General features: G+C 72.6%; 23 protein-coding genes. 6 read left to right on the plus strand and 17 right to left on the minus strand.

Annotated elements, in window-relative coordinates; genetic code table 11:
- Positions 1-24: 24 nt before the first annotated feature.
- The 3 genes from JWP64_RS12235 to cobF all read right to left on the minus strand — a co-directional run bounded on the left by JWP64_RS12235 (position 25) and on the right by cobF (position 2,653).
- Positions 25-468, minus strand: a complete 444-nt coding sequence (locus JWP64_RS12235; protein WP_297495955.1) for an ATP-binding protein — start codon at positions 466-468, stop codon at positions 25-27.
- A 167-nt stretch (positions 469-635) separates the two neighbouring features.
- On the minus strand, positions 636-1,865 hold the full coding sequence (locus JWP64_RS12240) for an AI-2E family transporter (RefSeq protein ID WP_297495958.1): 1,230 nt from the start codon (positions 1,863-1,865) through the stop codon (positions 636-638).
- Positions 1,862-2,653 (minus strand): precorrin-6A synthase (deacetylating), encoded by a 792-nt coding sequence (gene cobF / locus JWP64_RS12245; protein WP_297495960.1) that lies wholly within the window; start codon positions 2,651-2,653, stop codon positions 1,862-1,864. The genes JWP64_RS12240 and cobF overlap by 4 nt, the downstream gene beginning before the upstream one ends.
- Before the next feature lie 150 nt (positions 2,654-2,803).
- Between cobF and JWP64_RS12250 the strand changes: the two genes are divergently transcribed.
- Positions 2,804-3,919, plus strand: coding sequence for a glycosyltransferase family 4 protein (locus JWP64_RS12250; RefSeq protein WP_297495962.1), 1,116 nt, complete (start codon positions 2,804-2,806; stop codon positions 3,917-3,919).
- Here JWP64_RS12250 and JWP64_RS12255 read toward each other — a convergent pair.
- Positions 3,886-5,562: an FAD-dependent oxidoreductase gene (locus JWP64_RS12255; protein ID WP_297495964.1), complete on the minus strand. Its 1,677-nt coding sequence runs from the start codon at positions 5,560-5,562 to the stop codon at positions 3,886-3,888. The two genes, JWP64_RS12250 and JWP64_RS12255, sit on opposite strands and share 34 nt — an antisense overlap.
- Positions 5,563-5,955: 393 nt before the next feature.
- Between JWP64_RS12255 and JWP64_RS12260 the strand changes: the two genes are divergently transcribed.
- Entirely contained in the window at positions 5,956-7,005 is a 1,050-nt protein-coding gene (locus JWP64_RS12260) for an NlpC/P60 family protein (RefSeq protein WP_297495965.1), read from the plus strand.
- A 102-nt stretch (positions 7,006-7,107) separates the two neighbouring features.
- On the opposite strand, the gene JWP64_RS12265 is transcribed toward JWP64_RS12260, so the two are convergent.
- On the minus strand, positions 7,108-7,920 hold the full coding sequence (locus tag JWP64_RS12265) for a DeoR/GlpR family DNA-binding transcription regulator (protein WP_297495967.1): 813 nt from the start codon (positions 7,918-7,920) through the stop codon (positions 7,108-7,110).
- Between the two features lie 257 nt (positions 7,921-8,177).
- On the opposite strand from JWP64_RS12265, the gene JWP64_RS12270 reads away from it, so the two are divergent.
- The 3 genes from JWP64_RS12270 (at position 8,178) to JWP64_RS12280 (ending at position 11,072) form a co-directional block, all read left to right on the plus strand.
- Positions 8,178-9,860 carry a sodium:solute symporter family protein gene (locus tag JWP64_RS12270; protein WP_297495996.1) on the plus strand — a complete coding sequence of 561 codons (1,683 nt, stop codon included), beginning with the start codon at positions 8,178-8,180 and terminating at the stop codon, positions 9,858-9,860.
- An 11-nt stretch (positions 9,861-9,871) separates the two neighbouring features.
- Positions 9,872-10,174, plus strand: a complete 303-nt coding sequence (locus JWP64_RS12275; protein WP_297495969.1) for a hypothetical protein — start codon at positions 9,872-9,874, stop codon at positions 10,172-10,174.
- A gap of 277 nt (positions 10,175-10,451) precedes the next feature.
- Positions 10,452-11,072: a YigZ family protein gene (locus JWP64_RS12280; protein ID WP_297495998.1), complete on the plus strand. Its 621-nt coding sequence runs from the start codon at positions 10,452-10,454 to the stop codon at positions 11,070-11,072.
- A gap of 162 nt (positions 11,073-11,234) precedes the next feature.
- Here the strand turns inward: JWP64_RS12280 and JWP64_RS12285 are convergent, their stop codons facing one another.
- The 6 genes from JWP64_RS12285 to JWP64_RS12310 form a co-directional block, all read right to left on the minus strand.
- Entirely contained in the window at positions 11,235-11,846 is a 612-nt protein-coding gene (locus JWP64_RS12285) for a UdgX family uracil-DNA binding protein (protein WP_297495971.1), read from the minus strand.
- An 83-nt stretch (positions 11,847-11,929) separates the two neighbouring features.
- Positions 11,930-13,294, minus strand: a complete 1,365-nt coding sequence (locus JWP64_RS12290) for an LLM class flavin-dependent oxidoreductase (protein WP_297495972.1) — start codon at positions 13,292-13,294, stop codon at positions 11,930-11,932.
- The gene (locus JWP64_RS12295) at positions 13,291-14,610 is read right to left on the minus strand and encodes an MFS transporter (RefSeq protein ID WP_297495974.1); all 1,320 of its coding nucleotides are present in this window, start codon (positions 14,608-14,610) and stop codon (positions 13,291-13,293) included. Before JWP64_RS12295 ends, JWP64_RS12290 begins: the two co-directional genes overlap by 4 nt.
- A 255-nt stretch (positions 14,611-14,865) precedes the next feature.
- A complete protein-coding gene (locus JWP64_RS12300) occupies positions 14,866-15,759 on the minus strand; it encodes a sugar phosphate isomerase/epimerase family protein (protein WP_297495976.1) in 894 nt (297 codons plus the stop codon).
- A complete protein-coding gene (locus JWP64_RS12305; protein WP_297495978.1) occupies positions 15,756-16,751 on the minus strand; it encodes a Gfo/Idh/MocA family oxidoreductase in 996 nt (331 codons plus the stop codon). The genes JWP64_RS12300 and JWP64_RS12305 overlap by 4 nt, the downstream gene beginning before the upstream one ends.
- Positions 16,752-16,786: 35 nt before the next feature.
- Positions 16,787-17,713, minus strand: coding sequence for a sugar phosphate isomerase/epimerase (locus JWP64_RS12310; RefSeq protein WP_297495980.1), 927 nt, complete (start codon positions 17,711-17,713; stop codon positions 16,787-16,789).
- 166 nt (positions 17,714-17,879) lie between these two features.
- Here JWP64_RS12310 and JWP64_RS12315 point away from each other — a divergent pair, with 166 nt between their 5' ends.
- Positions 17,880-18,902: a LacI family DNA-binding transcriptional regulator gene (locus JWP64_RS12315; RefSeq protein WP_297495982.1), complete on the plus strand. Its 1,023-nt coding sequence runs from the start codon at positions 17,880-17,882 to the stop codon at positions 18,900-18,902.
- On the opposite strand, the gene paaE is transcribed toward JWP64_RS12315, so the two are convergent.
- From paaE to JWP64_RS12345, 6 genes are all read right to left on the minus strand, one after another.
- Positions 18,890-19,981: a 1,2-phenylacetyl-CoA epoxidase subunit PaaE gene (paaE, locus tag JWP64_RS12320; RefSeq protein WP_297495984.1), complete on the minus strand. Its 1,092-nt coding sequence runs from the start codon at positions 19,979-19,981 to the stop codon at positions 18,890-18,892. The genes JWP64_RS12315 and paaE overlap by 13 nt on opposite strands.
- Positions 19,981-20,493, minus strand: a complete 513-nt coding sequence (gene paaD, locus JWP64_RS12325; protein ID WP_297495985.1) for a 1,2-phenylacetyl-CoA epoxidase subunit PaaD — start codon at positions 20,491-20,493, stop codon at positions 19,981-19,983. The genes paaE and paaD overlap by 1 nt, the downstream gene beginning before the upstream one ends.
- 35 nt (positions 20,494-20,528) lie before the next feature.
- Positions 20,529-21,455: a 1,2-phenylacetyl-CoA epoxidase subunit PaaC gene (paaC, locus tag JWP64_RS12330; RefSeq protein WP_297495987.1), complete on the minus strand. Its 927-nt coding sequence runs from the start codon at positions 21,453-21,455 to the stop codon at positions 20,529-20,531.
- 85 nt (positions 21,456-21,540) lie between these two features.
- Positions 21,541-21,903, minus strand: a complete 363-nt coding sequence (paaB, locus tag JWP64_RS12335) for a 1,2-phenylacetyl-CoA epoxidase subunit PaaB (RefSeq protein ID WP_297495988.1) — start codon at positions 21,901-21,903, stop codon at positions 21,541-21,543.
- The gene (gene paaA, locus JWP64_RS12340; protein ID WP_297495989.1) at positions 21,900-22,871 is read right to left on the minus strand and encodes a 1,2-phenylacetyl-CoA epoxidase subunit PaaA; all 972 of its coding nucleotides are present in this window, start codon (positions 22,869-22,871) and stop codon (positions 21,900-21,902) included. The genes paaB and paaA overlap by 4 nt, the downstream gene beginning before the upstream one ends.
- A 146-nt stretch (positions 22,872-23,017) precedes the next feature.
- Positions 23,018-23,563 (minus strand): TetR/AcrR family transcriptional regulator, encoded by a 546-nt coding sequence (locus tag JWP64_RS12345; protein ID WP_297496001.1) that lies wholly within the window; start codon positions 23,561-23,563, stop codon positions 23,018-23,020.
- Positions 23,564-23,633: the final 70 nt, after the last annotated feature.

Here is a 23,633-nt window from a genome sequence, read left to right on the forward strand (position 1 = left end):
GCCCGGCGCGGCGCACCGCGCCCGTCAGGCCTCGACGGGTTCCCGCTGCGTGTTCGGCAGCGCCACGCGGAGCAGCACCCGGCTCCCCCGCGCGTCGTAGTGCACCAGGACGGTCTCGACCGTGTGCTGCATCATCCGGATGCCGCGGCCGCCGAGCGCCGGCGCGGCGCCCTGGGCGGGCACGACCGGCTCCTGCCACAGCCCGTGGTCGGTGATCTCGATGTTGAGCGCGCCGGACTCGGTCCAGAGCGTGAGCTCGACGTCGCCGCCCCCGCCCTCGGGGTAGGCGTGCTGGACGACGTTCTCCACGGCCTCCCCGACGGCGAGCACCACGTCGTGGTTGCGGTCGGGGGTCATGCCGAGCGGCTCGAGCCAGCTCAGCATCTGGTGCCGGATGAGGGAGAGCTGGCCGGGATCGGCGGGCCAGACGCGGTGGACGTACTCGACGGTCTCGAGGGGGTTCGCCATGTGGGGTCTCCGGGACGGGATGCGGGGGGCGCCGGACAGCTACGGGGTGCCTCGAACAGCCCCCGCGGCAAACACCACTGGACGTGTGGTGGACACCGTTCGCCGTGTCCGGCCACCGTTCGTGTCCGCGGTGTGGCCCAACCGCTACAGCATTCGGCCCAACGTCGTCACGGATCGGTCCTCGCCGCGGGCTCCGGAGCCGCGCCGGAGTCCGCCGCCGGCACCGCCTCAGTGGGCTCGGCCGGGTCCGCCACGTCCTCCGCGAGGACGTCCGTGGGGTCCTCGGGGTCGCCCTTCCCGGTGCGCAGGTCGCTCTCCTGGCCCATGTAGCGCAGGATCTCCGCCGCGACGGCGGCGGCCGGTACCGCGAGGAACGCCCCCGCGATGCCGTAGAGCGCACCGCCGGCCGTCACCGCGAGCAGGACGATCGCCCCGTGCAGCTTCAGGCTGCGGCTCTGCAGGATCGGCTGCAGCACGTTGCCCTCGATCTGCTGCACCGCGATGATGATCGCCAGCACGATGAGCGCCGTGGTGAAGCCCTTGGTGACCAGCGCGACCAGCACCGCGAGCGCCCCGGCGACCAGGGCCCCGATGATCGGGATGAAGCCGCCGAAGAAGGTGAGCACCACCAGCGGCAGCGCCAGCGGCACGCCGAGGATCAGCAGCCCGACCCCGATGAAGACCGCGTCCACCAGGCTGACCAGGGCCTGGGTGCGGATGAAGCCGCCGAGCGTGCGCCAGGTGCGGTCCAGCAGGGGCCGCAGATGCCGGCCGGCGCGATCGCCGGTGACGCCGACGAGCCACGGCACGAACCGCGGCCCGTCCTTGACGAAGAAGAACGCCAGGACCAGCGCGAGGACCACGTTGAGCAGCCCGGACGCGACGGCCGAGACCCCGGTGAGCACGCCTCCCGCGATGGTGGTGGCGCTGGCCTGCAGCTGGGCGACGATGCTGTTCAGCGCCGCGCCGATCTGGCCCTCGCCCAGGTTGAAGGGCGGCCCGGAGAGCAGGTTCTGGATCTGCTGCAGGCCCGCCACGGCACCCGCGGAGATCTCGTCCGCCTGCCCGGCCACGGACGGGGCGATCCCCCAGAACACGAGCGCGACGATCGCCAGCGCCCCCACGAGCACGACGCCGGCCGCGAGCGCCGGGGGCCACCCGTGCCGCACGAGCCACGCCGCCGGCGGGTACAGCACGGTCGTCAGCAGCACGCCGAGGATCACCGGCAGGACGACCGTCCAGAGGGCGCCGATGAGCGTCCCGAGCAGGACCGCGCCCAGCGCGATCAGCAGGATCCGGACGCTCCACCAGGCGAGGACCGTCACCCCGGAGCTGATCAGGGCGCCGCGCTCGCGGGGCCTCCCGTCCGGTCCGTCCCCGCCCACGATGATCCTCACCTTTCCTCCGCATTCCGCCGCAGCAGGTAGGTGTCCATGATCCAGCCCTTGCGGGCGCGGGCGCTGGCCCTGGTCGTCACGATCTCGTCCCGGACCTCGAGCAGCGGCCCGGAGCACAGCAGCTCGTCCGGCGTGCCCAGGTAGGCGCCCCAGTAGATGTCGAGGCCCGCGGCGTCGGGGAGCTCGGCGAAGGCGGTGCCGCCGTCGAGCATCACCACCACGTCGTCGACGTCCGGGGGCATGCCCTCGGCGATCCGCCTTCCCGTGGTGATCAGCACGGGCCGGCCGATCCGGTTGAGGATGAGCCGGTGCGCGGCGGCGAGGGCCTGGACGCTGGAGATCCCGGGGATCGACGTCACCTGGAAGTCCGTGCCGGTGGCGCGGATCCGCTCCAGCAGGCGCAGGGTGCCGTCGTAGAGCGCGGGGTCCCCCCACACGAGGAAGGCGCCGCACGCGCCGTCGGGCAGCTCGTCGTCGATCATCCGGGCGTAGATCTCGGCGCGCCGGTCCTGCCAGTCCACGACGGCCTCACGGTAGGCCGCCGAGCCCGCGCCCTCCCCCGACCCGGCGCCCCGGTCCCGCTCCGGGTCCCGGGCCTCGACGACCCGGTAGTTCCTCGTGGGCACGTGCGTGGCGAGGATCTGCGTCCGGAGGGCCGCGAGATCGTCCTTCACCTCGCCCTTGCCGATGAGGAAGAAGACGTCCACCTCGTTGAGGGCCCGCACCGCCTGCACGGTGAGGTGGTCCGGGTCCCCCGCGCCGATCCCGATGACGTGCACCTTTCGCATGGGCAGACCGTAACGGGCGAGGGCGGACAGTTCGGTCAGGACACTTTCTCCGGGTCGCGGACCGGGCTCACGCGGGTACTGTCGCCACCCGACGGAGTGAAGGCACACCTCGAAGATCGGCCCGGACGACGCATCGAGGAGGACGCTCGCGTGAGGGTGGCGCACCTGGTGGACACGCTCCACCCGGACGGGTCGGAGACCGGTCTCGTCGCACTGGCCGGAGCGGCGGAGCCCGCCGGCCTGGAACTGGTCGTCGTCGCGATCTCGGGCAACGCGAACACCCCGCCGGCCGAGCGGCTGCGCCGGTCCGGGGCGACGGTCGTCGAGCTGGGCGTCGCGCCCTGGGATCCGCGGGCGCTCCCTCGCGCCGCCGAGATCCTGCGCGGGCTCGACGTCGCGCTGATCCACACCCACATGCCGAACGCGGACGTCCTGGGCGGCGCCCTCGGCGCCCGGCTGCGGATCCCGGTGGTCTCGACGCTGCACCTGATCCACGACGAGCCGGCGGACCGCCTCGACCGGGTCCGCCGCACCGCCAAGGTGTTCGCGCGCAAGCGGTTCGTCACCCGCAGCATCGCGATCTCCGAGCTGCAACGGGACTGGTACGCGCGCGTCGCGGGCTCCGGGCACGGTCTCGTCGTGCTCCCCGACGGCGTCACCGACCCGGGCCCGGTGCCCCCCGAGGCGATCTCCCGCATACGCACCCGGCTCGGCGCCGCCGACGACGGGCTGCTCGCCGTCTCCGCCGCCCCGATGCGCCGGGGCAAGGGCCAGGACATGCTGCTCGACGCCGTCGCCGAGCTCCCTGCGGACAGCCCGTGGACCGTCGTCCTCACCGGGGACGGGCCGCTGCGCGCGTGGCTGGAGGCCCGCGTCTCCCGCGACGACGCCCTGCGCGACCGCCTCCTGTTCGCCCCGCACGAGGACCCGGCCGGGATGCTCGCGGCGGCGGACCTGCAGCTGCACACCACCCGCGCGGACGCGATGCCCAGCGTCGTCGTCCGCGGCCTGGCGGCCGGGGTGCCCGCGATCGTGACGCGCGTCGGGGGGCTGCCCGAGATCGTCACCCGGGACACCGGGGTCGTGGTCCCGCTGGACGCCGGCGCGATCACCGCCGCGATGATCCGCCTCGGCGGGGACGACGCGCTCCGCGCGGAGATGGGCCGCGCCGCCCGGGCCCGCTACCTCGAGCGGTTCGAGGCCGTGGGCTGGGCGAAGCGGCTCCGGGAGGTCTACGACGCGGTGCTGGACCCCGTCCCGGCCTGAACCCGGTTCCGGGTGGCGGCGAACGCCGTCTCCGCCGTCCGGCAGGCCAGCGCGACCAGCGCCAGCGTGGGCCCGACGGCGCCGGCCGTCGGGAAGACGGCGCTGCTGGCGACGAAGAGGTTGGGGCACCCGTGCACCCTGGCGTGGGTGTCGACGACACCGGTGCGCGGCGAGTCGGACATCCGCAGCAGGCCCATCTGGTGCGTCCCGTCGGTGAACGGCATGTCCAGCACCTCCTCGACGTCGGAGAGGTCGACCGAGGCGAGCCCCAGCCGCTCCAGCTCGCCGCCGATCATGCGCATGGACGCGACGATGCTCCGCCGGTCCTCCGCCGAGACCGAGTAGTCCACCCGGAGCCGGCGTTGGCCGAGCGCGTCGCGCTCGCGGTCCAGCGTCACCCGGCTCGCCGGGTCCGGGGACTGCTCGGCGTCGAAGCGGAGCCGGCAGTGCGCGCCGTCCAGCGGCATGAACGACGGCAGGATCCGGCCGCCGGTGAGCCGCGGCCGGGCCCAGGACGCGGCGAACGCGCCGACCCGCGGCAGGTCCGCCACGACGTTGCGCAGGTGCCGGGCGATCCCGGTGGTGCCGGTGTACTGGGCGTGCGTGCCGGAGGACTTGAAGCCCAGCCGGGCGCGGCCGAGACCCCAGTAGGTGAGCGCGAAGGTGGACAGCAGGCCGTCGCCGTGGGCGGGGTCCTTCGGGTCCGCGAACCAGAGCGCCGCCTTGAGGTTCCGCAGCCGGTGCGCCTCCTGGGTGCGACGGCCGAGCGCCAGCATCCGCCGGGCGTAGACGCCGTCGCCGCTGCTCACGTAGCCGAGCGCGAGGGCCCGGCCCGCGTCCGTCGGCACGATCCGGCCCACCTCGCCGACGGGGTGGGTCATGTAGTGCCGGCCGAGCTGGTCGTGCTCGTTGCCGATGCCCGCGCCGCCGGCGGTGTCCGAGGCCAGCAGGATCCGCGTCGACTCCAGCCCGCCCGCCGCGAGCACGTAGGCGCGCGCCCGGACGGTGATCTCCACCCCCGGCCGCGGCACCACGACGGCCGCGGTGACCGCGCCGCCGAGCGGATCGCGGTCGAACCGCGCCACCCCGGCGTGGAGGAACAACCGCACCTGGTCCGCCGTGGCGAGGGCGGTGATCCGCGGGGCGAGCTTCGTGGGCGGGCTCCAGCGCCAGGTGTCGTCCCAGGTCAGGACGTCCGACGCCGGGACGGGCGACTCCGGGAAGCCGGAGCGGGCCGCGGAGTACTCGCAGGACCCGGCCTGCAGGTGCCGCTGGGCACGCGGGTAGTACCGGCGCAGCTCCGCGTGCGGGATCGGCCAGCCGCTGCCCGGGACCCACTCCCGCGCGTCGAGGTCCAGGTCGTCGAGCGGCGCGCAGCGGCCGCCCCAGGTCGCACTGCTGCCGCCGAGCCGCTTCTGCCGCACCGCTTCGAGCGGGTCGTGCGCGCCGGTGCCCGCGACCCCGCGGTAGGTGTCCAGGGCCTCCCGGTCGGCGCCCTTGCCGCCACCCTCCAGGACCACGACGTCCGCGCCCCGGGAGGCGAGCTCGGCCGCCGCGGCGGCGCCCGCCGGGCCGGTGCCGATCACGCACACCTCGGCGTCGACCACGGTCCCGGGTTCGACGGTGCGGGCATCGGTGATCATTACGGAGGTCCTCCCCCAGGTGTTCGGTGGGCCCGGTGCCACGGTGCGCCGGGACGGTCGTGCCGTCGACGCTAACGACGGCGCCTGTGACGACGCTGAGGCGCCTCGGCGCGGGGCGGACCTGAGAACACTGAGAACGGTCGTCGCAGGCGGGCGTTCGCTGACCTTCCGCCGCCGTCCGTTCGTCGCACCGGGCCCTGGGCCGGTTCCGGAGGAGATCACGACGTGGTTACGGTCGCACGGCCGAACGGGAGACCCCGGGCGGCGCGCCCGGTCGACACGTTCCCCGCCTGTCCGTCGACATTCCCCCGGGCGCCCGTCAGAACGCGACAGGCGCGGACCAGGGTCCGGCTCCCCACCAGGACCCCCGCGGGACGTGCGAGGACCCCGAGCATGACCGAACAGCGTGCGCGCCACCGCGCGGGCGAGCAGTCCGATCCGTCCACCGAGCGCTCCCTCTCGGCCGCGGAGCTGCTGGCCAGGCTCGCCCCGCCCGGCACCGAGGGCCGTACCGGGCGCCCCACCCGGCACGTCGCCCCGGAGCAGGACACCCCGCCCGCGGGGCTGCCGGAGGGCTGGGTCGGCAACGCCGACCCGTCCGCGGTCACCCGCGTCATCCCGGCCCAGGGCTTCACGACGCTGCCGTTCCCGCGCTCGCCGCGGACCGCGGCCGCCGCCGTGTCCGTGACGGTGCTCGGCGCCACGGCCGTCCTCACCGCGGTGGGCGGTTCCGTCCCGGCCGGGGCCGCCGCGGCCCTGACGACCACGGGCACCGGCTCGATACGCGCCGTCCCGGAGGGCGAGAACGTCCAGCTCGTCTCGGCCTCGGCTCCGTCGGCGATGAACTCGACGCTCGGCTCGGCCGTCGGCCGGGCGAACGACGCGTTCCCCGCGGTCTTCGACCGGGCGGACGCCGCCGGGATCGCGGCGAACAACCTCGCCCTCGCGCGCGCCGCGGAGCAGAAGGCCGCCGCGGAGAAGCTCGCCCGGACCAAGGCGGCGCAAGCCCGCTCGGCGCTCTCGGCGCAGCCCGCCCGCGGCGGCGGCTCCGGCTCCGGCTCCGGGGACGTCTCCGCCCCGGCCGCCTCGACCGGCTCCGGCCCGGGTGCCAAGGCCCTCGCGCTGGCCACCGGCAAGCTCGGCAAGCCCTACGTGTGGGGCGCCGCCGGGCCGAACTCGTTCGACTGCTCCGGTCTCGTCCAGTGGGCGTTCAGCCAGGTCGGCAAGAGCCTGCCGCACTCCTCCAACGCGCAGTCCCAGCTGGGCACTCCGGTCAGCATGGCGAACCTGCAGCCCGGCGACCTGGTGTTCTTCTACTCCCCGGTCAGCCACGTCGGCATCTACGCGGGCAACGGCAAGATCCTCAACGCCAGCACGTCCGGGGAGCCGGTGAAGTACTCGGACATGGCGAACATGCCTTTCCACAACGCCGTCCGCCTGTGAGCGTGGAACCTCGCTAGAACGAGGTTCCCCACGCACGACCCCAGGTGAGCTGCGAAAACGCGATCAGACCTGCGTGCCCGCGCGCGGGCACATCCGGCGGGGTCACGCCAGCACGAGCTCCCCGACCTCGCCGGAGAGCACCGCGCGGGCCTCGTCGTCGATGCCCGTGTCGGTCACGAGCACGTCCGCCTCGGCCAGCGAGGCGATCGTCGAGATCCCGGTGACGCCCCACTTCGAGCTGTCCGCGACCACCACCAGCCGGTGGCCCGCCTCGACGAGCGCCCGGTCCGTCTCGCTCTCCATCAGGTTCGGCGTGGTGAACCCGGCGGCCGCGGACATCCCGTGCACGCCGAGGAAGACGAGATCCAGGTTCAGCGTCCGCAGCGCCGCCACCGCGACCGGCCCGACCAGCGCCTCCGAGGGAGTGCGGATGCCCCCGGTGAGGATCACCATCCGGTCCGCCCGGTCCACCCGGTGCAGCACCTCCGCCGCGGCGAGGGAGTTGGTGACGACCGTCAGTCCGGGGACGTCGACGAGCCGGCGGGCGAGCGCGTACGTCGTCGTCCCCGCGGAGAGGCCGACGACGGAACCGGGCTCGACGAGCCGGGCGGCGGCCCGCGCGATCCCCTCCTTCTCCGCGAGGTGCCGGCCGGACTTCGCGGAGAACCCGGGCTCGTCGGTCCCGGACGGCGGGTCCACGGCGGTCGCCCCACCGTGGACCTTGTCCAGTAGCCGGCGCCGGGCGAGCGCGTCGAGGTCCCGGCGGACCGTCATGTCCGAGACGCCGAGCCAGGCGGCGAGGTCGGAGACCCGGACCGAGCCCTGCGCGCGGACCCGCTCGACGATCAGCTCCCGGCGACGACGGGCGAGCAGCCCCGGCGGATCCTGCCGCTTCTCCGCGTCGTCCCCGCCCATCCGCACACAATGCAACGCGACCACACGAACGTCAACGCCAGGTCTCGACACGGATACGGGCAGCTCGGCGCGCGTCGAATCCCTCATCCGGGGTATGTTGCGCGACCCAACAGATCTACTCTGTCCGACAATGTTCAGTCGTGTCCGTACGCGGGCGGGTGCCATCCCGTCACAGCCGCCACACGGGCACCAGGCCAAGGAGTCGCAATGACGCGCAGCGTGTACCGGCGCGCGGCACGAGGAGGGACCCTCCGATGATGCTGGCGCAGGCCCAGACCGATCTCAGACTCGACGCGAACGCGATCGACTACCTGCTCGTCGCCTTCTACTTCGTCCTCGTGCTGGGGATCGGGTTCGCCGCGCGGCGCTCGGTCTCCTCCAGCCTGGACTTCCTGCTCTCCGGCCGCTCGATGCCGGCGTGGGTGACCGGACTGGCCTTCATCTCGGCCAACCTCGGTGCGCTCGAGCTGATCGGCATGGTGGCGAACGGGGCCCAGTACGGCATCCCGACCGTCCACTACTACTGGATCGGCGCCATCCCTGCGATGGTGTTCCTCGCCCTGGTGATGATGCCGTTCTACTACGGCTCCAAGGCCCGCAGCGTCCCCGAGTTCCTCTACAAGAGGTTCAACCGGACCACGCAGCGCGTGCAGGCCGTGATCTTCGCGTTCGCGTCGATCCTGATCGCGGGTGTCAACCTCTTCTCGCTCGGCCTGCTGCTCGAGGCCCTGCTCGGCTGGCCGCTCCCGCTGGCCATCCCGGTCGCGGCGCTGATCGTGCTCGCGTACACCACCCTCGGCGGCCTCTCGGCGGCGATCTACAACGAGGTGCTGCAGTTCTTCGTGATCCTGGCACTGCTCATCCCGCTGACCATCGCGGGCCTCAACCGCGTAGGCGGCTGGAGCGGCCTCAAGCAGGCCGTGACCGACGGCCCCGGCGGCGCCGAGCAGCTGAGCTCCTGGCCCGGGACGTCGCTCACCGAGATCGCGAACCCGGTGCTCTCGGTGGTGGGCCTGGTGTTCGGCCTCGGCTTCGTGCTCTCGTTCGGCTACTGGACGACGAACTTCGCCGAGGTCCAGCGCGCCCTGTCCGCGAAGAGCATGTCCGCGGCCAAGCGCACGCCGCTGATCGGGGCGTTCCCGAAGGCGCTGATCCCGCTCGTCGTCGTCATCCCCGGCATGGTCGCCGCGGTGCTGGTCCCGCAGCTCAGCGCGCTGAAGAACGGACAGCCGAGCGACGTCACCTACAACAACGCGCTGTCGCTGCTGATGAAGGAGGTCCTGCCGAACGGGATCCTCGGCGTCGCCATCGCGGGTCTGCTGGCCGCGTTCATGGCCGGCATGGCCGCGAACATCAGCTCGTTCAACACCGTCTTCACCTACGACATCTGGCAGGACTGGGTGCGGCCCGGCCGCTCGGACCGGTACTACCTGCAGGTCGGGCGCTGGGTCACGGTGATCGGCTGCGTGCTGGCGATCGGGACGGCGTTCATCGCGTCCGGCTCGTCCAACCTGATGGACTACATCCAGTCCCTGTTCAGCTTCTTCAACGCGCCGCTGTTCGCGATCTTCATTCTCGGCCTGTTCTGGCGGCGGATGACCGGCACGTCGGCCTGGATCGGGCTGCTGTCCGGCACGGCCGCGGCGGTCGTGGTGAACATCCTGGTCAGCACCGGTGTGCTGGCCCTCTCGAGCCAGGCGGGCAGCTTCGTCGGGGCGAGCGCGGCGTTCGTGGTCGGCATCATCGTGGCCGTGATCGTCTCGCAGGTCACGAAGCCGAAGACCGAGACCGAGCTCGTCGGTCTGGTGTGGAGCCTGACGCCGAAGGCCGACCGGCAGCACACCTCCGACGGCGAGGACTCCGGGTGGTACCGGCGTCCGGGCGTCCTCGGCGGCGGCGTGCTCGCGCTGACCGTCGTCCTCTACGTGATCTTCAGCTGAGGAGCGAGACCATGACCGAATCGGAAGGTGCCCGGATCGGGCACGACACCCCGGTGTCGTCGACCGCTTCCCGACTGTTCGACCTGCGCACGGTGCTCGCGGTGCTGTTCGCGGTGTACGGGCTGGTGCTGCTGATCCTGGGGCTGGCCACGACGACGGACGCGGACATCGCCAAGGCCGGCGGGTTCAACATCAACCTCGACACCGGCATCGCGATGCTGGTGGTGGCGGTGCTGTTCGGACTGTGGGTCCGGGTGCGCCCCACGAGGGCGCCCGGGGCCACCGGCGACGGTGCCGGGCCGACGGGGCACTGAGCAGATGCTCGACGGGCCGGTGCCGGGATCATCCCGGTGCCGGCCCTCGGTGCGTCAGCTGCGGGAACCGACGGGGTAGTGCGGGTTGAACGCGACGAGCGTCCACTCGTCGAGGTGGCGCACGGCGCGCCGGATGACGGTCATCACGAGGGGTCCTCCCAGAGTGCTCGACAGTGACACCCGTATCGACGTGGCGATCATCTGAATCGTTACCGAAGACGGCCGGATCGCGACCCGGCTCACTGTCCCCGTTAGCGTCACGCCCGTGCCCGGACCCCTGCGCGTGATCGCCCGCGACGGCGTCCACGAGATCGAGATCCAGCGGTCGCGGTTCCGGTGCGCCCTCGCCCGCGTGTCCGACGACGAGCAGGCCGCCGCGTTCATCGCCGGCGTCCGCCGCGAGCACTGGGACGCCACGCACAACTGCTCCGCGTTCCGGGTCGGCCCGGACGGCGGCTCCCAGCGCTCCACCGACGACGGCGAGCCCGGTGGCACCGCGGGCGTCCCGATGCTGGAGGTGCTGCTGCGCCGCGAGCTGACCGACGTCGCCGCCGTGGTGACCCGATGGTTCGGCGGGATCAAGCTTGGCGCGGGCGGGCTCGTCCGCGCGTACGGGAGGTCCGTCTCCGAAGCGGTGGACGCCCTCGGGACGCTGCGCCGGGTCCGGCACACCGAACTCCTGCTCGCCGTCGAGCACGCGGAGGCGGGCCGGGTGCAGAACGCGCTGCTCACGGCGTCGCACCGGGTGGTCGACGTGGAGTACGGCGCCGACGCCGTCCTGACCGTGCAGGTGCCGAGCGACGAGGTGGCGCCGTTCCAGGCCTGGCTCGCAGAGCTGACCGCCGGCACGGTCGAGGCCCTCCGCGTCCGCGAGGTCGACGTCGACGTGCCGGACTGAGGGTGCTCCGCTCGCGTCCCGGATCCTGCGCGAGCGGGTCCGGCCGCGAGCGGAACCACCACGACGCGCGCCTCAGGCGTTCCGGAACGACGCCCGGATGCGCCGCGCCACCCGCCGCTCGGGTTCCGACGCGCGCCGAGCAACCCGAACGCGAGCGATTCGTCAGCGGCGCTGCGCCGCGACCACCTTCAGGTCCGCGACGAGCGCGTCGAACGCCTCCTCGCGCTTCTCCGGCTCACCCCGCAGCACCGACGAGGGATGCACCGTCGGCACGAGCACCCGGCCCTCCCACTCCAGGACCTCGCCGCGATGTTCGGTGATCTTGAACTTCGGTCCGAGCAGCGCCTTCCCGGCGACGCTGCCCAGCACCCCGACCACCGGCGGGTCGACCAGCCGCAGCTCGGCGTCCAGCCACGGCCGGCAGGCGCGGATGTGCCCGACGGCCGGGGTCTTGTGGATCCGCCGCTTCCCGCGCTGCTCGAACCGGAAGTGCTTGACGGCGTTGGTGACGTACACGGCGTCCCGCTCGATCCCGGCCTGCTCCAGCGCCCGGTCCAGCAGCTTCCCCGCCGGGCCCACGAACGGCTCCCCCGCCTTGTCCTCCTGGTCCCCGGGTTGTTCCCCCACCAGCATCAGCCAGGCCCCCGCCGACCCGGCCCCGACGACCGTCGGCCCGGCGCATTCGTGCAGCTCGCAGCCGGTGCAGTTCTTCGCGGCGGCGCGCAGGGCGTCGAGGTCGGTGACCTCCGGTGCGATCGTCGCGGGATCGGTCATGGCCGGGAGGTGCCCCACTACGCCGCGCCCGAAACGGCTCCGCACGCGACGGGACGCGAGCGGAGGCGCCGAACCGCGGGCGTTCAGCTTCGCCGGTACCCGGCGCCGGGATGGTCGGCGGCCAGCAGGGGGCCCGAACTCGTTCCCAGGTTCTCCCGCAGTGTCGGCGCCGCGTAGGTCTCCTGCGCCCTCCCCCGCGCCCGCAGCTCCGGCACCACGTACCCCGCGAAGTTCTCGAAGGTCCCGGGTGTGACGGCGTAGGCGAGGTTGAAACCGTCGACGTCCGCCTCGTCGACCCAGCGCTCCAGCTCGTCCGCGACCGTCGCCCCGGAGCCGACGACCACGGGCCCGCGCCCGCCGACGCTCACGAACCTCGCCAGCTCGCCGACGGTCCAGGTCTTCGAGGGGTCGGCGACCGTGAAGGAGGCGAGCGCGGAGCGGGTGGAGTCGTTCTCCACGTAGGACAGCGCGTCGTCCGGGGACGCACCCGCCAGGTCCACCCCGGACCAGCCGCCGAACAGGGCGAGCGCGGCCTCCGGCGACGCCCATTCCAGGTAGGAGTCCCGCTTGGCCCGGGCGGCCGCGTCCGTCTCGTCGGCGATCGCCGTGAGCATCGCGAAGATCTTCACCGAACGCGGGTCCCGGCCGGAGGCGGCGGTCGCCTCACGGACGGCGTCGACCGAGCGGCGCACCACCGCCGGCGTCGGACCGCTGACGAAGACGGCCTCGGCGTGCGTGCCCGCGAACCGGATGCCGCGCGGCGAGGCGCCGGCCTGGAACAGCACCGGCGTGCGCTGCGGGGAGGGCTCGGACAGGAACGGTCCCGGGACCTCGAAGTACCTGCCCTTGTGCTCGATGTCGTGGACCTTCGCGGGGTCGGCGAACACGCCGCCCGCCCGGTCCCGCACCACCGCGTCGGACTCCCAGGAGCCCTCCCACAGCTTGTAGCAGACCTCGAGGTACTCGTCCGCGAGGTCGTAGCGCTCGTCGTGCGGGATCTGCTCGCCGCGGCCGAGGTTGCGCGCCGCGCTCGCCAGGTAGGACGTCACGATGTTCCAGCCGACGCGGCCCTTCGTCAGGTGGTCCAGCGTCGTCATCCGGCGGGCCAGCGCGTAGGGGTGCTCGTAGGCGAGCGACACCGTCACCCCGAAACCCAGCCGCGACGTCACCGCGGCCATCGCGGGCACGGCCATCACCGGGTCGTTCACCGGGACCTGGGCCGCCTGCCGGACGGCCGCGTCCCGGGAGCCGCCGTACACGTCGTAGACGCCCAGGACGTCCGCGAGGAACAGCGCGTCGAAGCCGGCGTCCTCGAGCAGCCGGGCGAGACCCGTCCAGTAGCCGAGGTCGGTGTAGCTCTCGCCGCGGTCGTCGGGATGCCGCCAGAGCCCGGCCGACTGGTGACCGACACAGGCCATGTCGAAGGCGTTCAGCAGGATGCGGCTCATGCGGTGACGCTCTCCCTCTCGTCGATCGACGCCCGGTACGTCTCCGGTGCCAGCACGGTCGCGGTGATCGTGAGGGCGGACAGCACCAGGAAGTACACCCAGATCAGCCACGGCCGGCCGCCGCCCGCGAGCAGCAGCGCCGCGGCGATCAGCGGAGCGGTGCCGCCGGAGAGCACGGACCCGAACTGGTACCCGATCGACGCCCCGCTGTACCGCACGCCCGTCGCGAACAGCTCGGTGAACCAGGCGCCCTGCGGACCGTACATCGCGTCGTGGAACAGGTTCACCGCGATCACCATGGCGAGCACGATCAACGGCGTGGACCCGGTGTCCAGCAGCAGGAAGAACACGATCAGGAAGATCGCCCCGCCGATCGCGCCCGCCAGGTAGACGGGACGGCGCCCGACCCGGTCGGACAGCACCGCCCACAACGGGGTCGTGACGAGCCCGATCGCGGACGCGACGATGACGGCGGTGAGCCCCGCGTTCGGGTCCGCGACCTCGCCCTGCACCAGGTAGGTCAGCGCGAAGGTGGTGCACAGGACGTAGAGCGCGTTCTGGGACATCCGCAGACCGATGGTCAGCCAGAGGTTGCGCTGGTGCGTCCGGACGACGTCGACGAGCGGGCGCCGCGACACCTGCTGCGTGCGCCGCACCTCCCGGTAGACCGGCGCGTCCTCCAGTCCGAGCCGGATCCAGAGCCCGACGGCGACGAGCACCAGGCTCAGCAGGAACGGGATCCGCCAGCCCCAGGAGAGGAACGCGGCCTGATCCGTGGTGCCGCGGACCAGCGCGAAGATGCCCGACGCGAGCAGCATCCCGGCGGGCGAGCCGATCTGCGGGAAGCTGCCGAAGAGCCCACGGCGCTCGCCCGCCGAGTGCTCGACGGACATCAGCACCGCGCCGCCCCACTCGGCGCCGACCGCGAGCCCCTGCACCAGCCGCAGCGCGACGAGCAGCACGGGCGCGAGCACCCCGGCCTGCGGGTACGTGGGCAGCATGCCGATCGCCGCCGTGGCGATCCCCATCAGGATCAACGACCAGACGAGTATCGGTCGCCGCCCGAACCGGTCCCCGATGTGCCCGGCGATCAACGCCCCGATCGGGCGGGCGCCGAAACCGGCGGCGTAGGTGGCGAAAGAGGCGAGCACACCGGTCGACGGGTCCGCGTCGGTGAAGAACAACGGGCCGAGGACCAGCGCGGACGCGGTGGCGTAGAGGTAGAAGTCGTACCACTCGACGGTGGTGCCGACGAGGCTGGCGGCGGCGGCGCGGCGGGTGACGCGCGCGGACGACGTCGGGCTGGCGATGTTCATGGCTGCCCCAGGCTGCTGCGACGACGGGTGCGGGCCTGCTCCGCGTGAAGGCGTGGAGCGGCTGTCGGGGCGGATCAGCAGACGGGACAGCCCGCGGCCCACACGCGGCACAGGTCGATCGCGAGACGTCGCGTCAGATCGTGGCCGGGCACGGCGCCGATCCTAGGAGAATCACCGCGGGCGGCGCGAGCGGCGCCGGTCACACCCGAGGCCCGGCCCCCACACGGGAGTCCGGGCCTCGGGGTCGTTCAGGGCTCAGCGGGGCGTGTGTCTCCCCGGCGTCGCCGACGAGAAGTGCTTCGCGATGAGCGCCGTGGCCTTCTCCCGCTGCCGGACGCTGATCGCCTCCGCGTGCTCCTCCCAGCCGAACACGCAGCTGGACACCACGCCGTCGAAGCCCACCGCGGCGAGTGCCCCGAAGACCTCGTCGAAGTCGACCTCGCCGCGGCCGATCTCGGCGTGCTGGTGCACGCGGACGGTCGAGCCGGGCGGGTTCACGATGTAGCGCAAGCCGTGCGACGCCGTGTGGTCCAGGGTGTCCGCGAGGTGCACGTAGGTGACCTTCTTCCAAGCGTCGACGATGATCCCGGCCGCGTCGTTCCCCTGGTGGAAGGTGTGCGGGGTGCAGTAGAGGAAGGAGATCCACTCCTTGTCGAGCCCGCGGACCATGGCGACGGCGGCGTGCCCGTCCTCGATGAAGTCGTCCGGGTGGGGCTCGAGGACGAGCTTCACGCCCTCCCGCTCGAACACCGGGATCAGCTCGTCCATCGAGCGCAGGAACTGGCTCTCCGCCAGCTCCGGGGCCTCCGGGCGGCCGTTGAACTCGGAGTTCATGACATCCACGCCGAGGTCGACGGCGATCTGGATGGCGCGCTTCCAGGCCCGCACCGCGGCCTGCCGCTCGTCCTCGCCGGGGCCGGACCAGCGCAGGACGGGCAGCACCGAGGCGATGGCGACGCCCGCGTCCGCGGCCCGCTTGCGCAGCGCGACGACGGTCGCGTCGTCGGCCCGCGGATAGGAGAAGAAGGGGACGAAGTCCGCCTTCGGCGAGAGCTCCATGTACTTGTAGCCCATGCGCGCCACCACGTCCGGAAGCTCCAGCACGGAGTGCGTGGCGTAGAACATCTGCGGGTCCAGTGCGAGTTTCACGGCCGCGCCTCGAGCTTCACCTCGGTGCGCCGGCCGGACCGGACGGCGTCGACACCGGCCTCGCAGATCGCAGCCGCGGCGTAGCCGTCCCAGGCGCCGGCGCCGTCGATCGTGCCCTGCGCGGCGGCGTCGACCCAGCGCTGCATCTGGGTGTCGTAGGCGGCCCCGAAGCGGACGACGAAGTCCGGGGAGATCGTCCCGCCCCAGCGACCGGCCTGCTTGACCTGCAGGTTCTGGTCCAGGCCGATGGTCGCCTGCCCGCACTCCGCGACGAGCTCGGTGCGCACCTCGTAGGCCACGCCCGTCCGCACGAAGCTCTCGACGGTCACCAGGCGGCCGGACTCGGTCTCGAACAGCACCAACATCGGGTCGCTGACCCCGGCCGGCGCGGCGGAAGTGGGCGTCCCGCGCAGCACGGTCACCGCGACGACCTCCTCGCCGAGCAGGAAGCGGGTGCAGTCCGCCTCGTGCACGACCGAGTCCGTCATCGCCATCTCGGAGGTGAAGGAGTCCGGGACCTCGGGGTTGCGGTGGGTGCAGTGCAGCACCAGCGGCGCGCCAAGCTCCCCGCTCTCGATCAGCGAACGCAGGCCCGCGTACTCGGTGTCGAAGCGCCGCATGAAGCCGACCTGAATGAGCGAGCGCCCGGTCTCGGCCTCGGCGCGGACGACCTCGTAGGACGTCGGGCCGTCCATGGTCAGCGGCTTCTCGCACAGCACCGGGATCCCCCGCTCGAGGCAGGCGAGGACCTGCTTCTCGTGTGCGAAGCCGGGGCTGGCGAGCACGACCGCGTCGACGTCGGCGGCACCGATGGCCACGAACGGGTCCGCCACGACCCGCGCCCCGATCGGGCCGGCGACCTCGGCCGCCCGCTCCGGGGAGAAGTCGCTGACCGCGACGACCTGTGCGCCGCGGGTGCGCTTCGTCAGGCTGTCGACGTGGAACGCGCCCATCTTGCCGACACCGATGACGGCGACCTTGAGATCAGACATGGTGGAGCCTCCTGCTCGCGACGACGGTGGCGGGCTCAGGCCCGCGGGGTCCCCATGGAGAGCGACCGGCCGCCGCATCCCGCCAGGTAGGTGTGGGTGCGCTGGGCGATGGGCAGCGGGTGCTCCGGCGGGCAGGGGTACATGTCCTGCTCGACGATCGCGAAGATGTCCGTGCCCAGCTCCTCGACGGCGGCCAGCAGCGACGGCATGTCCGGCACGCCCAGCGGCGGCTCGATCATGGCGCCGAGCCTCACGGCCTCGGGGAACGGCAGGTCCTCGGCCTCGACGCGGGCGATGATCGCCGGGTCGACCTGCTTGAGGTGCAGGTAGCCGATGCGCTCCGGGTACTTGCGGATCAGCTCGAGGTTGTCCCCGCCGTAGTAGGAGACGTGCCCGGTGTCCAGGCAGAGGTTGACGTACTCGGGGTTCGTGTTCTGCACGAACCGCTCGATCTCGTGCTGGTAGCCGACGTGGCTGTCCGCGTGGCTGTGGAACTGCACGTGCAGGCCGTACTCCTCGAGGATCCGGCGGCCCAGCTCGTCCATTCCGGTGGTCAGCAGGCCCCACCGCTCGTCGGAGAGGCTGCGGTCCTCCAGCGGCGCGCCGGTCTTGTGGTCCCGCCAGGTGTCCGGGATGACGACGATGTGCTTGCCGCCGACGGCCGCGGTCAGCGCGGCGACGTCGGTGACCTGCTTCCAGACGTCCTCCCACGAGTCCGGCCGGTGCAGGTGCTCGAAGACGGTGCCCGCGGAGACCTTCAGCGAGTGCTTCTCGAGCTGGTCGGCCAGCTCCGCCGCGTCCGTCGACAGGTACCCGTAGGGGCCGAGCTCGATCCACTCGTAGCCGGCCCCGGAGACCTCGGAGAGGAACCGGTCGGCCGGGGTCTGCGCGGGGTCGGAGGGGAACCAGACGCCCCAGGAATCGGGCGCCGAGCCGATCCGGATCGTCGATGATGCGGTCACGGTAGAACTCCCGGTCTAGCGGGATGCCCGCAGCTCTTCCTGAGCCGTGGACGTCCTCGTCGGTGGGGACTAGAGCGCTCTAGTAGCGCCGCGCAGAACTATGCTGCCGCCACGTTCGCATGTCAAGACATAGTGGGTGGTTCAGACGGCCGGGGAGAATGGCGGCGTGGGAAGCGCGGAAGGCCGGCGGCGGCCGACGATGGTCGACGTCGCCGCGCGCGCCGGCGTGTCCCGCGCCCTGGTCTCCCTGGTGTTCCGCGGCGCTCCCGGGGCCAGCGCGGAGAGCCGCGAGAAGGTGCTGCGCGCCGCGGAGGAGCTCGACTACCGCCCGGACAACGCCGCGCGCCTGCTCGCCCGGGGCCGTAGCCGCACCCTCGGGGTGCTGATGACGGTGCGGGAGCCGTTCGAGGCGGACCTCGTCGAGGCGATCTACCCGGAGGCGGAACGCCGCGGTTACGACGTGCTGCTCTCGGCGAGCACCCCCGGCCGGGACGAGGCCAAGGCCGTCGAGGCGCTGCTCGCGCACCGCTGCGAGGGCGTGATCCTGCTGGGCCCGGTCGTCGACGACGCCTTCCTCGACGACCTCGGCGCCCGTGCCGTCGCCGTCGTCGTGGGGCGCAGTGCGGGCGGCGCGGCGGTGGACAGCATCCGCAGCGCGGATGCCGAGGGGATGCGCCTGGCCGTCGACCATCTCGTGGGGCTCGGGCACCGACGGATCGTGCACGTCGACGGTGGCCCGAGCGGGCCGAACGCCCGCGTCCGGCGCGAGGGCTACGTCGCCGCCATGCGCGCCCACGGGCTGGACCGCGACGTGCGGATCCTCCCCGGGGCCTACCACGAGGACGCGGGGATCGCCGCCGGCCGCACACTTCTCGCCGAGGACTCGCCCCCCACCGCCGTCATCGCGGCCAACGACCGCTGCGCCATCGGCCTGCTGGACACCCTGCGTCGCGCGGGCGTCGAGGTGCCGGCCGAGATCTCGGTCGTCGGCTACAACGACGACCACCTCGCGCATCTCTCCCACGTCGACCTCACGACCGTCCGCCAGGACGCCGCGGGCCTCGCGCAGAACGCCGTCCGGGCGGCCGTCGAACGCCTGGAGGAGGAGGTCCCACCCCGCGAGGTGGTCCTCCCCCCGGCCCTGGTCGTCCGCGGCACGACCGCCCCACCCCGCGGTCAGGCGTCGTAGTCGACGGTGACCTCGTCGGAGACAGGGAGCGTCTGGCAGGTCAGCACGAAGCCGGCCTCGACCTCGTCGTCCTCCAGCGCGAAGTTGCGGCGCATCGTGACGTCCCCGGCGGTGACCTTGGCCCGGCAGGTCCCGCAGACCCCGCCCTTGCAGGCGAACGGCAGGTCTCCGCGGACCTTCTGCGCCGCGTCCAACACGGAGACGGTGCGGGGCAGCGTGAGCCGGGTCGACCGTCCGTTGAGGACGACGGTGACCTCGCTGCCGTCCGTGACCTCGGTGGGTTCGTCGCGGTGCGGCTCGGGCGGCGGCTCGTCGACGTAGAACAGCTCGCGGTGCACCCGCTTCCGGTCCACCCCGAGCTCGGTGAGCACCGCGACGGCGTCCTCGGTCATGCCGAGCGGACCGCAGAGCCACCAGTGGTCGACGCCCTCGACGTCCACCAGCGCGCCGAACAGGGTGCGCATCCGCTCCGCGTCGAGCCGGCCGTTGAAGATCTCCGCCTCGGTGGGTTCCCGGGAGAGCACGTTGAGCAGGTGGAGCCGCGGGCCGTGCGCGTTCTTGAGGTCCGCGATCTCCTCGGTGAACATCACGGTGTCCGTGCGGCGGTTGCCGTAGAGCAGCGTGACGTGGGTGTCGTCGTGCGCCGCGAGCAGGGACGCGGCGATGGACAGCACCGGGGTGATGCCCGAGCCGGCGGCGATCAGCCCGTGGTGCGTCCCCGCCTCGAGCGCCGGGGTGAACGCGCCTGCGGGCGGCCCGACCTCGACCTCGTCCCCGACCTCCAGCCGGTCCACCAGCCACTCGGAGAACAACCCGTCCGCGACGCGCCGGACGCCGACCCGTGGGGCGGCCCCGGCTGGCGCGCAGATCGAGTACGAGCGGCGCTCCTCCCCGTCCGGGGTCTCCTTGCGCAGGGTCAGGTACTGGCCGGGGCGGAAGGCGTAGGTCTCCTGCAGCGACTCCGGGACGTCGAAGGTGACGGCGACGGCGTCGTCGCAGAGGCGTTCGACGGCCGTGACCGTCAGCGTGTGGAATCCGCTGGTCCGCGGCTCGACGACCTCGGTGGTGGCGGCCGTCATCAGATCTCCTTCATGTGCTCGAAGGGCTCCCGGCACGAGGGGCAGCGGCGCAGCGCCGTGCACGCGGTCGGCCCGAAGCGGGAGAGCTCCTCGGTGGCGGGCGCCCCGCAGTTGGGGCACCGCACCGCCGACGACGGCGGGGTCAACGTCAGCGGGATCGGCCCGACTGTCTCGGCCGCCGCCCGCCCGGGAGGGGCGATGCCGGCTTCCGCGAGCTTGCGTCGCCCGTCATCGCTGATCCAGTCCGTGCTCCACGCGGGCGAGAACACCGTCCGCACCTCGACCCGGGCGTACCCGGCGGAGGTCAGCGCGACACGGAGGTCCTGGCGCATCTCCTCGATCGCGGGGCACCCGGAGTAGGTCGGCGTGATCGTCACGGTGACCGCGTCCCCGTCGACGTCGACCGACCGGACGACCCCGAGGTCGTCGAGGGTCAGCATCGGCATCTCCGGATCGACGACCCCGGCCACCACCCCCTGTGCGCGGGAAACCTCGCTAGAAGGAGGTTCCACGCGCACAGCCCCCTTTGAACTGCGAAGACCCGCGCTCACCATGTCGCCCCCGGGTGCCGGCGGGCGAGGCTCTGCATCTCCGCGAGGGCATGGCCGAGGTGCTCGGTGTGCACGCCCTGCCGGCCGCTGCGGCCGCCGATGGTCCCGATGAACGGCCTCTCCGGGCGGGTCAGCGTGGCCTTCTCCAGTACCTGGTCCAGGACCGCGTCGACCTCCTCGCGGGTGTCCGCCGGATCGATGGCGACCCCGGCTTCGACGAGCCGTCGCTCCTCGTCCGAGGTCCGGAACAGCTCGCCGATGTACGGCCAGACCGCGTCGATCGCGGCCTGCATGCGCCGGTGGGACTCCGCGGTCCCGTCGCCGAGGCGCAACGTCCAGCGGGCCGCGTAGTCCCGGTGGTAGGTGATCTCCTTGACGCCCTTGCCCGCGACCGCGGCGAGCACCGGGTCCGCCGAACCCTGGAGCCTGTGCAGGACCGCGAGCCGCCAGGAGGAGAAGACCAGCAGGCGGGCGATGCAGCGGGCGAAGTCCAGGTCGTCGGACAGCTCGGCCAGCCCGACGTTGCGGAACTCCGCGTCCGGGCGCAGGTAGGCCAGGGCGTCCTCGTCCCGGTCACGGCCCTCGACGTGCCCGGCGCGCGCCAGCAGCACCCGCGCCTGGCCGAGCAGGTCCAGCGCGGTGTTCGCCAGCGCGACCTCCTCCTCCAGCTCCGGCGCATGCGAGACCCACTCCGAGAGCCGGTGGCTGTAGATCAACGCGTCGTCGCCGAGCATCAGGCAGTACGCGGCGAGATCGCCCGGGTCGACGCCGTCGGGGACGGACGAGGTGATCTCCGCGCCGGCCTCCTCGACGATTCCCGTCCCGAACGCCCAGCGTGGGTCGTCGTGGTCGGTGGTCTCGGAGAGGGACTGGTAGGCGTTGGTGGCGTCGTGCTCCTCGACGTCCGTGTGGTGGGCGTTCATCGCACGGACTCGCTTCGCTCGGCCGGCCCGGTGGAATCGAACACAGGGCGCAGGCGCCGTGCCCATGGTTCGCTCGCAAGCTCGCTCACAGGTGCGGCACCTCCTCCGGGATCGCGTAGAACGTGGGGTGCCGGTAGACCTTGTCCCCCGCCGGCGCGAAGAACGGGTCCTTCTCCGCCGGGCTGGACGCGGTGATGTGGTCCGCCTTCACGACCCAGATCGACACGCCCTCGTTGCGCCGGGTGTAGACGTCACGGGCGTTGTGCAGGGCCATCTCGTCGTCCGCCGCGTGCAGCGAGCCGACGTGCACGTGGTTCAGCCCGCGCTTGCCGCGCACGAACACCTCGTAGAGCGGCCACGTGCGGCGCGCCGGCTTGCCCTGGCCGGTCTCCACGCCCTCGGTCGGGACGGCGCCGTGGCCACCCTCCGCCGTGAAGTCCTCACTCATGCCGTCGCCCCCGCGTGCTTGTCCGCAGCCTGCTGTTTGTCAGCGAATGCCTGCGCCGCCTCGCGCACCCAGGCCCCGTTCTCGTGTGCCCGGCGCCGGTGCGCGATCCGCTGCGCGTTGGCCGGGCCCGAGCCGGCGATGACCGCCTTGAACTCCGCCCAGTCCGGCTCGCCGTAGTCGTGCGCCTGCCGCTCGTCGTTCCACACCAGGTCCGGGTCCGGGAGCGTGACACCCAGCGCCGCGGCCTGCGGGACGGACATGTCGACGAACCGCTGGCGCAGCTCGTCGTTCGTGTGCCGCTTGATCCCCCACGCCATCGACTGCGCCGAGTTCGGCGAGTCGTCGTCCGGCGGGCCGAACATCATCAGCGACGGCCACCACCAGCGGTTCACCGACTCCTGCACCATCTCGCGCTGCGCGTCCGTCCCGTTGACCATCGCGAGCAGGAGCTCGAAGCCCTGCCGCTGGTGGAACGACTCCTCCTTGCAGATCCGGATCATGGCGCGCGCGTACGGACCGTAGGAGCAGCGGCACAGCGGGACCTGGTTGCAGATCGCCGCACCGTCGACCAGCCAGCCGATCACCCCGATGTCCGCGTACGTCAACGTGGGGTAGTTGAAGATCGAGGAGTACTTCTGCTTCGACTCGATCAGCTTCTCGGTGAGCTCCTCGCGGTCGACGCCGAGGGTCTCGGCCGCCGCGTAGAGGTACATGCCGTGCCCGGCCTCGTCCTGCACCTTCGCCAGCAGGATCGCCTTGCGGCGCAACGACGGCGCACGCAGGATCCAGTTCCCCTCCGGCTGCATCCCGATGATCTCCGAATGCGCATGCTGGGCGATCTGCCGGATCAGCGTCTTGCGGTAGGCCTCGGGCATCCAGTCCCGCGGCTCGATCCGCTGGTCCGCCGCGATGGTCGCGTCGAACCCTTCCTCGAGAGCGTGGTGGGGACGCTCGTCGGTCACGGTCATCGGGAACCTCCGTACCGAATGTTCGTTCGTCTGATAATGACGCACGGCGGCGGCCGACGCAACCCGTCGTCCACGCACAGGTCCGCGCGCCCGCGCACATGCCGGAACTGTGCGCCGGCACGTCGCCTCGTGCGTAGCGGGGCCCGTCAGGCGGGCGGGATGATGCCCTCGGACACGATGCGGACGATCTCGTCCGGCAGCCGCTCCGCGCCGGGCCGCCCGGGCCGGTACCACTCGATGATCGAGTTGACCGTGCCGGAGAGCAGCCGGGCCGCCAGCGAGGGCTCGACCTCGGCCCTGACCTCGCCGTCCGCCACCGCATCGGCCACCAGCGAGGCGATCGACGCGTCGAAGGCCCGCCGCCGGGCCAGCGCCCAGCGCTCGGTGTCCGTGTTCCCGCGGACGCGCAGCAGCAGCGTCACGTAGGGCAGCTCGGAGGTCAGGACCTCGACCTGGCGGCGGATGATGTGCCGCAGCCGCTGCAGGGCGGAGCCGTCCTGCGACGCGGGCTCCTCGAGGATCCCGAACAACCCGTCGAGCGCCCGCTCCAGAGCCGCCTTGAGCAGCTCCTCCTTGCCGCTGACGTGGTGGTAGAACGACGACTTCGTGATGCCGGCCGCGCGGGAGAGGTCCTCCATGCTTGTGGCGTCGTAGCCGCGGGTGTTGAACTCCGCGACGGACACCGCGAGCAGGGACGACGCGTCGTAGACGGGGCGGCGGGCGCCCGCCGCCCCGCGGGCCCGTCGCGTGCGGGTGGCGGGC

Source organism: Pseudonocardia sp., from assembly GCF_025465255.1.
In the GTDB taxonomy this organism is placed as follows: domain Bacteria; phylum Actinomycetota; class Actinomycetes; order Mycobacteriales; family Pseudonocardiaceae; genus Pseudonocardia.

Coding starts and splice junctions, on each gene's coding strand:
- JWP64_RS12235 (WP_297495955.1), bottom strand. CDS start 468: ATGGCGAACCCCCTCGAGACCGTCGAGTACGTCCACCGCGTCTGGCCC.
- cobF (WP_297495960.1), bottom strand. CDS start 2,653: ATGCGAAAGGTGCACGTCATCGGGATCGGCGCGGGGGACCCGGACCAC.
- JWP64_RS12255 (WP_297495964.1), bottom strand. CDS start 5,562: ATGATCACCGATGCCCGCACCGTCGAACCCGGGACCGTGGTCGACGCC.
- JWP64_RS12260 (WP_297495965.1), top strand. CDS start 5,956: ATGACCGAACAGCGTGCGCGCCACCGCGCGGGCGAGCAGTCCGATCCG.
- JWP64_RS12265 (WP_297495967.1), bottom strand. CDS start 7,920: ATGGGCGGGGACGACGCGGAGAAGCGGCAGGATCCGCCGGGGCTGCTC.
- JWP64_RS12270 (WP_297495996.1), top strand. CDS start 8,178: ATGCTGGCGCAGGCCCAGACCGATCTCAGACTCGACGCGAACGCGATC.
- JWP64_RS12275 (WP_297495969.1), top strand. CDS start 9,872: ATGACCGAATCGGAAGGTGCCCGGATCGGGCACGACACCCCGGTGTCG.
- JWP64_RS12285 (WP_297495971.1), bottom strand. CDS start 11,846: ATGACCGATCCCGCGACGATCGCACCGGAGGTCACCGACCTCGACGCC.
- JWP64_RS12290 (WP_297495972.1), bottom strand. CDS start 13,294: ATGAGCCGCATCCTGCTGAACGCCTTCGACATGGCCTGTGTCGGTCAC.
- JWP64_RS12295 (WP_297495974.1), bottom strand. CDS start 14,610: ATGAACATCGCCAGCCCGACGTCGTCCGCGCGCGTCACCCGCCGCGCC.
- JWP64_RS12305 (WP_297495978.1), bottom strand. CDS start 16,751: ATGTCTGATCTCAAGGTCGCCGTCATCGGTGTCGGCAAGATGGGCGCG.
- paaE (WP_297495984.1), bottom strand. CDS start 19,981: ATGACGGCCGCCACCACCGAGGTCGTCGAGCCGCGGACCAGCGGATTC.
- paaC (WP_297495987.1), bottom strand. CDS start 21,455: ATGAACGCCCACCACACGGACGTCGAGGAGCACGACGCCACCAACGCC.
- paaB (WP_297495988.1), bottom strand. CDS start 21,903: ATGAGTGAGGACTTCACGGCGGAGGGTGGCCACGGCGCCGTCCCGACC.
- paaA (WP_297495989.1), bottom strand. CDS start 22,871: ATGACCGTGACCGACGAGCGTCCCCACCACGCTCTCGAGGAAGGGTTC.